The organism is Sedimentibacter sp. (genome assembly GCF_033447055.1).
Classification (GTDB): domain Bacteria; phylum Bacillota; class Clostridia; order Tissierellales; family Sedimentibacteraceae; genus Sedimentibacter.
In genome coordinates this window covers 1-6,788 of record NZ_JAWQJF010000015.1, presented here as the reverse complement: position 1 = coordinate 6,788, position 6,788 = coordinate 1, and the positions used below count along the sequence as shown (strand labels likewise).

Genomic DNA, 6,788 nt, shown 5'->3' with positions numbered 1-6,788 from the left:
TTAACTTAGGACTATCTAAATGCGTATTTCAATGCATTTATGATAATGAATGCTAAACTGATACCAAGTGTAATGTAAAGAACTGGCATCAAAGCACTTAGCATTGTGTTTGTCCAAGTGAACATTTCAGCAGGATCAAAGTTAAATGTTAATGACGTTGTTTCAGCAAATGCTGGAACAGTAGCAGCTGTTGTTATAACTGCTGTGCTGACAGCTATTTTCTTACTGTCGATTTTTGATTTAAGGTTACAAATTAATGCTTTCATAAATTCTCCTTTTATAATTTTATTTAAAGACCGAGAAAGCTTTTTATTAAAGCTGTCGGTTTCTTTATCAATGATGAATTTGTCAGCATATGTACTAACTGATATGCTGCTTTAATAAGTCCTATAAATAATGATACTTGTACTAATCTAATTGTCATGTTGTAGATTGTATCTCCTACTACATAACGTATTGTACCTACATATGGACTTATAATTGTAATCATATCAAATGTTGTTAGATTGGTTACAACACCGTCTAAGGTCGTTTTAGTTGTTGTAAAGTTAGAAATTATTTCACCAATAGAATTAAAAAATAATGTAAATATATCTAATAAGTTATATGTCATAATTTCCACCTCACTTTGTTAAATCTCTAAAGTTTATATTTTCATATTCTTCATTTCTGAAAACTGAATCATTATCATTGTGTCTTGCTACATAATTATCTAAACCTTGCATGGTACTTCTATCATTACCGTAATTATTTAGAGAATTAACATAAGAACTATCATGTTTTATATCTCTATCTGTTCTTAATTGTTGTCTTTCTATTCCAGAAAAACTATGATAAAGCTTTTGTAAAACAGTAACAATAAACAAGAAGAAAAATACTGTAAACATATATTCAAATATTTGTTGTAGTGTTATATTAAAACCACCAACTTTTATATTTTTTATGTAATTAAGTCCGGATAACATTGTTGGATATGATTCAAACAATGCACTATTAGCCGGTATTGATAACATACTGAATACTGCTATAAGGAACTTTAGAAGTATTAAAATTACTATTATTATCAAATAGTAAAATATATAGAATATATCAAAGAACCCTTTGAAATTTCCCCAGTCTATTCCTTCATCTGCTACACTGCCAGCTGTTGGATTAGCTGTAAACCAATTTTTTATAAGATTAAATAAATCCATTAATACTTTTAATATTGTACCTAATATAGGAATTCTGAATATCCAACCTGTTCCGTCCGGTTCAAATACTCCTTCAGGATTATCAACACCAACACCTTCATCAGCCGGATTTGATGTATCAGAAATTCCTGTGCTTGGTGTTACTATTATAGTTGGTGTTCCTTCTTCATCTTCTTCTACTTCAATATTTGTATCAGAAGTTGTACTTCCTTCAGCTGCTATTACTCTTTCTGCTGCTGATGTTGGAGTATCTTCCCATGTTGCCCCTGGATCTATTGTTGTAGAAATTAAATCCAATATATTATAATTTCCTGCAAATGCACTTGTTGGTGTATAAGTAACAATACCTAATTGATTCAAATTAAATAAATCAGAAACCTTATAGTTTAATGAATTTATATAATAATCTGTTTTAGTAATATCAATAGTCAAATAATCTTTAATAAAATCTAAAAACTCTAATGTTGATTGACCACCAGTAAAAACTTTTGAATAAATAGTTGAATTTGTAACACTATTTTTTATTAAAAAATAATAACCATCATAAATATTTTCATCATTTAACAAAACATAATTAAATGTATTTAAAACTCTATAAGTATAAGAACCTTTAGTTACTATCTGTAAATAGTAACTTGAATTTAATTCAATTTTTGATTCAATAATTGGTTTAAAATTAGTTCTAGTTCCTTGACTTAAAGAACCACTTAAACATTTATACAAATATGAACCACCTAATAATTTAATAAAATCAGAATTATCATAGTTATGTAAAGTAGACCTCGCACTTAAAGAGTCATCATAAAATTCAACATATTGAATATTATTAATAGTATTTATTGCTAAACTACCAATATCATTTTTAAATGGATTTAATGTTTTTTGTCCTAAATAATTTGCTAACATTTGATATATTCCTAAACCTTGTAAATCTGCTGCTGTTAATGCTTCACTATTTGTTATTTTATTTTGTAATGTTATCATTTCAGTTTCATATTTACTGAATTCTGAATCTGAAAATGTTGTGTTTAACATTTCGTTAATATCATAATTTGATAAATCTGTATAATATTTATATATTCTTGCCTTAGCATATACGGATAAACCTTTATATATTGTATCTGCACAATCATTTAATTCTTCAATATTAGAAGCTATATTTTCTACAGCTGTTTTTGTTGCATCTGATAAACCTTTACTATCTTGTATTTGATAAGCATAATAACCTACTATTGGTATTAAATATTTTGACATTTGTGCAATAGCTGTTGTTTCTACTGCGTGGACATATGCGCTTTTTCCTTGAATTAATGAACCTATTGGTGATATTAATATAAATAATATTGCAAATGTTAAACTGATTATTTTTTTTATTTTATTTTTCATATTTTACCTCAATAGTAGTCTTTATTTGTTCTGATATAGTAAATCATTGTTGATATTGCTATTGTTGCTATTATGAAAAATAGTGCTTGATATAAAAATATATAGAATTGATATACCATGTTTTTCATCTCCTTTTTCTTTATGAGACTTTGTTTCTGTATTTAATTGAAATTTCTTGCTTTTTATAATAAAGACATTTTGTCAGATTTTCTAAGTCTTGTATTGTTGGATTTTCTAATTTTTTATAATATTCTTGTAATTTACAAAATGTTTTGTCTTGGCAATTTTGACATTTTAAATTGAGCATATAATTTATTGAATATTTTAATGGATTTACTTTTTTTGCTTTTTCCATGGTTTTTTCTCCCTTTTTTTAAAACCTTTAAACCTTAAAATATTAAAACCCTTTTGGGAACATCCGCGCTTCGGTGCGCGGCCGGCTTTTCGTTCCAAGCTGCGCTTTCCACTGCAATCCGGAGTTCGCGGTTTAACCTAATTTACTGGCACTTACTCCGTGATTTACGCTTTAGGTTTAATTTATGTTTTCTGCCTGGAGCGAGCTTTGTATTAAGGATAGTGGGGTTTTTGCTGTTCTAAAATCTAGTTTAGCCGGGGGATTGGCCCGGCTTTTGGTTATACTGCTTTTTTTTGGTCCGGGGTTTTTGTGAACAGCTCCGGCACTGTTGTTATGTAGTTTACGCCGATTAATTTTTGTATTGGCTGCCCTTTGGCATTTACGCGTGTTAAAAATTTTGATTCATATACGCCTGGCACTTTGCTTATTGAATATTCTTGATCAAGTGTCAAAACTGCATCTGCTACCTGATAGCCTTTTTCCCTGGCATCTACATTTACTGGTTCTAAATCGTCGTTGAATATGTATTGAAGCTTTATTCCGGATATTTGTTTTCCGGTTTTAGGATCTTCAAAGTCAAATTTGTTTGTGTGTAATATTGTGATATTCATGGTTTTTTCTCCCTTTTAGGATTAATGTACGGTTTTTATTGGAAAGCCGCCAAACCAATTTTTATTTGAAGCTGATTAGTTGGGATTTCGCTCCCCAACAAGCATAGGTATTAAACAGCTATCAATCAATTTATAATAAACTAAGCAGCTAAAGGGATTTTGTGTTAGGCGCATCCCCAAACCTGGAATTTATAGCTGCTTGCTTATATGATTTTTTATATTATGGAAAACCACCAAACCATATTTTATATTAAGCTGCTATAATGTTTTACCGGATAACATTAAAACCGTCGCGATTCCTATAATTAGCAGCTAATAATATTAAGGAGGTGGGCAGGGGGTAGTCTGCCCGGTGTAAAAACATGTTTAAAATGGAAGTTCGCTTTCTTCAAGCGGTAAATAATCATTGTTGTTTTCATCCATGAAATTGATGAATATTGCTATGTCTCCTATTTCATCAAATGGATCGTATTCTTCAAAATAATCATCTTCTATTTCTGAATCTTCATCAGGGTGTTCTAATGAATTTTCAAAATTAGCATATGGACATTCTGAACACTTTAAATCTTCGTTAATGCATTCGTCATCAATATATGGACAATATTTCATACGAATTCACGTTCTTTCCGGGCCAGCTGATAACAGTTCTGAATCACCTGGTTAGCTTCATCTTCGCCTAATATTTCAAACATTTGATTGCACAGATTTTTAAAATTTTCTACTGTTTGAAAATAAAATGCTTTTAAAATAATTTCTGTCCAAATACTTATTGTCAACTCTGTTTTCTTTTCTTCGCTCATTGGTTTTTTCTCCCTTTTAATTATTTATTAGAATCAATTATTTTTTGAATTTTATTAGCTTCATTTTCAAACCACATCATATAGGGTTTTACTATTTCTTTAATTTCATTATTTTTTTCAATTGAATTAATAAAACTTGCAAATTCTAAACTTGCTAATTCATTAATTCTATCAACATAATCTTGTAAATTAATAATTTCAAAATTTGTTAATCTGTTATTTTTCATTGGTTTTTCCTCCCTTTTAATTATTTTTTTTTATTTAAACAAATCTTCAAATTTTTGAATCTTTGTTTTGAAATCTTCCAGGAGCAGTTGTTTTTCTTTAATTTGCTGCTCTAAATCTGCTAAATATTTCTTATATTCCTTGTCCTGACTTAAGTAATATTTTAGAAAATTATTGATTTTATCATTCCAAGTAGTGCCAGGATGATTGTCTATTTCATCATATAGAATTTTATTAATTCTTATGGTTTTTTGTATATCACGCGGTTTTTTCATTTTTCTAAATTTCCTTTAATTGAATCTTGTAATCAATATAAATTGTGTTTGTTTCATCACTTGTAAAATTATTAAAAACTCTTAAATTATTTTTTAGAATATCAATTGATATAAAACCAATTGTTTCACCTTTAAAATTTAATAATTGCAAATGATTTGTACGTGATGATTTTACTGATTTTGATATATCATGATATTCAAAAACTATTTCATTTCCTAAAAATACGTTGAATGTTAAACTTCTTTTCATTGGTTTTCTCTCCCTTTTAATTTGATATTTTTTGCTTTTTTATTTACATATTTTGTGATATAATTGATGCAAAATCTGCTTTTTATTACTTGATTTGTAGTCATAATTCATTTTACCACACAAGCGTGTGGATGTCAACAATTAATACCAAATAAATGTGTGGTTTATTAAACAAAAAAGGAGCTACCTTATGAATGAAGATTTCGGTACACGTTTAAAAAGATGCTTGAAAGATGCTGGATATACACAAGTTAAAGCAACAGAAACATTACAACTATCTAAAAATGCAATTTTAAACTATACCAAAGGAAGAATTCCAGAAGCTAATATTTTATATGAATTAGCAAAAATATGTAATTTAAGTATGGAATATCTTTTAACAGGAAAAGAAGAACTAACAAATTTAACTGAAGATGAATTAAATTTGTTGAGTAAATATAATTTACTTAATGATAAAAATAAGGGAAAAGTAGAAAATTTTATTGATGAAAGATTGAATGAACAAGAAAAGAATTTAACGGACACCAAGAACTTAGCATAAAAAGAATAGGTAATATTATATATTTAAACTTTTTATGAAAGGGAAATGTTATGCCAAATCTAAACAAACGTCAAATTGAATTTAGAAAACAAATGAAACAACTGGAAAAAGTAAAAGATTATAAAGAAATAATTGATGAACATAATGATTTTTACAATAACACAGCTTATGAACAAGAAATACTTAATAAATATTATAAAAAAGAAAAAACCAAAAGAAGAATTATATATTTTTTTATTATTACACTTATAACTGCAGGAATTTATAAAAATTTAGATTTTATCACATCAAAACTAGCAATAGCATTTATAGAACAAAAAAATGATGATGATAAACAAATTAAAAATTTTTATGGTAATACATATTATACAAATGATGAAGTAAAACAATACAAAATTGCACAATATCATTTAAATTATAAAAAACGTGTTGAAGCAATAAGTATAATTTTATCTTCAACACTAAATAATAATAATTTATATAATTTAGATAATATCAAAATTAATGAACAATTAAAAATCATAAATGATATGATTGTAGAATTTAATAATTATATTCCAGAAGAAATAAATAAAAACTTACATTTATATGATTGTAATTTATTAATTGCATTCAGAGATAAATGTAATGCTGCAATAAATCTAAGCAATAATTATTATGATAATAACCTTATTAATAATTTTAATGCAGCTAATAAAAATATTAACTATTATAGTGATTTGTATAGAACAGAACTTTTAAGTATTTTTAATAAAATTGGCATGCAATACACAATTTTAGAAAATGGCACTATTAATTTTACCTATAAAATAATTGAATAATTTATCTTTAAAACTCAAAATCCGTTGGTGGCAACACCGTGGGGGTTCAAGTCCCTTCTACGGCACCAAAAATAAAATGAGACTCGCAAGGTCTCATTTTTTTATGCCTATTTTTAATGAATGTACTTTATAATGATTATTTTTCATGCTATAATTGATAGGAGGGGGGACACACCTCTGCAATAGGGATAGTCTCTGAGGGAGTGAGGAATGTCCCCGTAATAAGGAGAAAAAATGAGCAAATTATATATAGTGCCAACACCAATAGGAAACCTTAAAGACATGACACAAAGAGCAGTTGAAACTTTAAAGGCCAGTGATTTAATTTTAG

13 protein-coding genes are annotated in these 6,788 nt (G+C 27.4%); 3 read left to right on the top strand and 10 right to left on the bottom strand.

Annotated elements, in window-relative coordinates; translation table 11 throughout:
• Positions 1–11: 11 nt before the first annotated feature.
• From SA378_RS01160 to SA378_RS01115, 10 genes are all read right to left on the bottom strand, one after another.
• Positions 12–266 carry a hypothetical protein gene (locus tag SA378_RS01160; protein ID WP_318524162.1) on the bottom strand — a complete coding sequence of 85 codons (255 nt, stop codon included), beginning with the start codon at positions 264–266 and terminating at the stop codon, positions 12–14.
• Positions 267–289: 23 nt separating this feature from the next.
• Positions 290–613, bottom strand: coding sequence for a hypothetical protein (locus SA378_RS01155; protein WP_318524161.1), 324 nt, complete (start codon positions 611–613; stop codon positions 290–292).
• Between the two features lie 10 nt (positions 614–623).
• Positions 624–2,579 carry a hypothetical protein gene (locus SA378_RS01150; protein WP_318524160.1) on the bottom strand — a complete coding sequence of 652 codons (1,956 nt, stop codon included), beginning with the start codon at positions 2,577–2,579 and terminating at the stop codon, positions 624–626.
• A gap of 139 nt (positions 2,580–2,718) precedes the next feature.
• Positions 2,719–2,934, bottom strand: a complete 216-nt coding sequence (locus tag SA378_RS01145) for a hypothetical protein (protein ID WP_318524159.1) — start codon at positions 2,932–2,934, stop codon at positions 2,719–2,721.
• Between the two features lie 278 nt (positions 2,935–3,212).
• Entirely contained in the window at positions 3,213–3,545 is a 333-nt protein-coding gene (locus SA378_RS01140; RefSeq protein WP_318524158.1) for a hypothetical protein, read from the bottom strand.
• Between the two features lie 366 nt (positions 3,546–3,911).
• Positions 3,912–4,154, bottom strand: a complete 243-nt coding sequence (locus SA378_RS01135; protein ID WP_318524157.1) for a hypothetical protein — start codon at positions 4,152–4,154, stop codon at positions 3,912–3,914.
• Positions 4,151–4,345, bottom strand: a complete 195-nt coding sequence (locus tag SA378_RS01130; RefSeq protein ID WP_318524156.1) for a hypothetical protein — start codon at positions 4,343–4,345, stop codon at positions 4,151–4,153. Before SA378_RS01130 ends, SA378_RS01135 begins: the two co-directional genes overlap by 4 nt.
• A gap of 20 nt (positions 4,346–4,365) precedes the next feature.
• Positions 4,366–4,572, bottom strand: coding sequence for a hypothetical protein (locus SA378_RS01125; RefSeq protein ID WP_318524155.1), 207 nt, complete (start codon positions 4,570–4,572; stop codon positions 4,366–4,368).
• 30 nt (positions 4,573–4,602) lie between these two features.
• Positions 4,603–4,845 carry a hypothetical protein gene (locus tag SA378_RS01120; RefSeq protein WP_318524154.1) on the bottom strand — a complete coding sequence of 81 codons (243 nt, stop codon included), beginning with the start codon at positions 4,843–4,845 and terminating at the stop codon, positions 4,603–4,605.
• Between the two features lie 4 nt (positions 4,846–4,849).
• Positions 4,850–5,095 (bottom strand): hypothetical protein, encoded by a 246-nt coding sequence (locus SA378_RS01115; RefSeq protein WP_318524153.1) that lies wholly within the window; start codon positions 5,093–5,095, stop codon positions 4,850–4,852.
• Positions 5,096–5,285: 190 nt separating this feature from the next.
• Here SA378_RS01115 and SA378_RS01110 point away from each other — a divergent pair, with 190 nt between their 5' ends.
• The 3 genes from SA378_RS01110 to SA378_RS01100 all read left to right on the top strand — a co-directional run.
• Positions 5,286–5,636: a helix-turn-helix domain-containing protein gene (locus SA378_RS01110; protein WP_318524152.1), complete on the top strand. Its 351-nt coding sequence runs from the start codon at positions 5,286–5,288 to the stop codon at positions 5,634–5,636.
• 50 nt (positions 5,637–5,686) lie between these two features.
• Positions 5,687–6,457 carry a hypothetical protein gene (locus tag SA378_RS01105; RefSeq protein ID WP_318524151.1) on the top strand — a complete coding sequence of 257 codons (771 nt, stop codon included), beginning with the start codon at positions 5,687–5,689 and terminating at the stop codon, positions 6,455–6,457.
• Positions 6,458–6,691: 234 nt separating this feature from the next.
• On the top strand, positions 6,692–6,788 hold a 97-nt coding region (locus tag SA378_RS01100; RefSeq protein WP_412178658.1), incomplete at its 3' end, for an SAM-dependent methyltransferase.

What these genes read in the sequence shown, in the direction of transcription:
- SA378_RS01160 (WP_318524162.1), bottom strand. Translation starts at nt 266, where the DNA reads ATGAAAGCATTAATTTGTAACCTTAAATCAAAAATCGACAGTAAGAAA.
- SA378_RS01155 (WP_318524161.1), bottom strand. Translation starts at nt 613, where the DNA reads ATGACATATAACTTATTAGATATATTTACATTATTTTTTAATTCTATT.
- SA378_RS01150 (WP_318524160.1), bottom strand. Translation starts at nt 2,579, where the DNA reads ATGAAAAATAAAATAAAAAAAATAATCAGTTTAACATTTGCAATATTA.
- SA378_RS01145 (WP_318524159.1), bottom strand. Translation starts at nt 2,934, where the DNA reads ATGGAAAAAGCAAAAAAAGTAAATCCATTAAAATATTCAATAAATTAT.
- SA378_RS01140 (WP_318524158.1), bottom strand. Translation starts at nt 3,545, where the DNA reads ATGAATATCACAATATTACACACAAACAAATTTGACTTTGAAGATCCT.
- SA378_RS01135 (WP_318524157.1), bottom strand. Translation starts at nt 4,154, where the DNA reads ATGAAATATTGTCCATATATTGATGACGAATGCATTAACGAAGATTTA.
- SA378_RS01130 (WP_318524156.1), bottom strand. Translation starts at nt 4,345, where the DNA reads ATGAGCGAAGAAAAGAAAACAGAGTTGACAATAAGTATTTGGACAGAA.
- SA378_RS01125 (WP_318524155.1), bottom strand. Translation starts at nt 4,572, where the DNA reads ATGAAAAATAACAGATTAACAAATTTTGAAATTATTAATTTACAAGAT.
- SA378_RS01120 (WP_318524154.1), bottom strand. Translation starts at nt 4,845, where the DNA reads ATGAAAAAACCGCGTGATATACAAAAAACCATAAGAATTAATAAAATT.
- SA378_RS01115 (WP_318524153.1), bottom strand. Translation starts at nt 5,095, where the DNA reads ATGAAAAGAAGTTTAACATTCAACGTATTTTTAGGAAATGAAATAGTT.
- SA378_RS01110 (WP_318524152.1), top strand. Translation starts at nt 5,286, where the DNA reads ATGAATGAAGATTTCGGTACACGTTTAAAAAGATGCTTGAAAGATGCT.
- SA378_RS01105 (WP_318524151.1), top strand. Translation starts at nt 5,687, where the DNA reads ATGCCAAATCTAAACAAACGTCAAATTGAATTTAGAAAACAAATGAAA.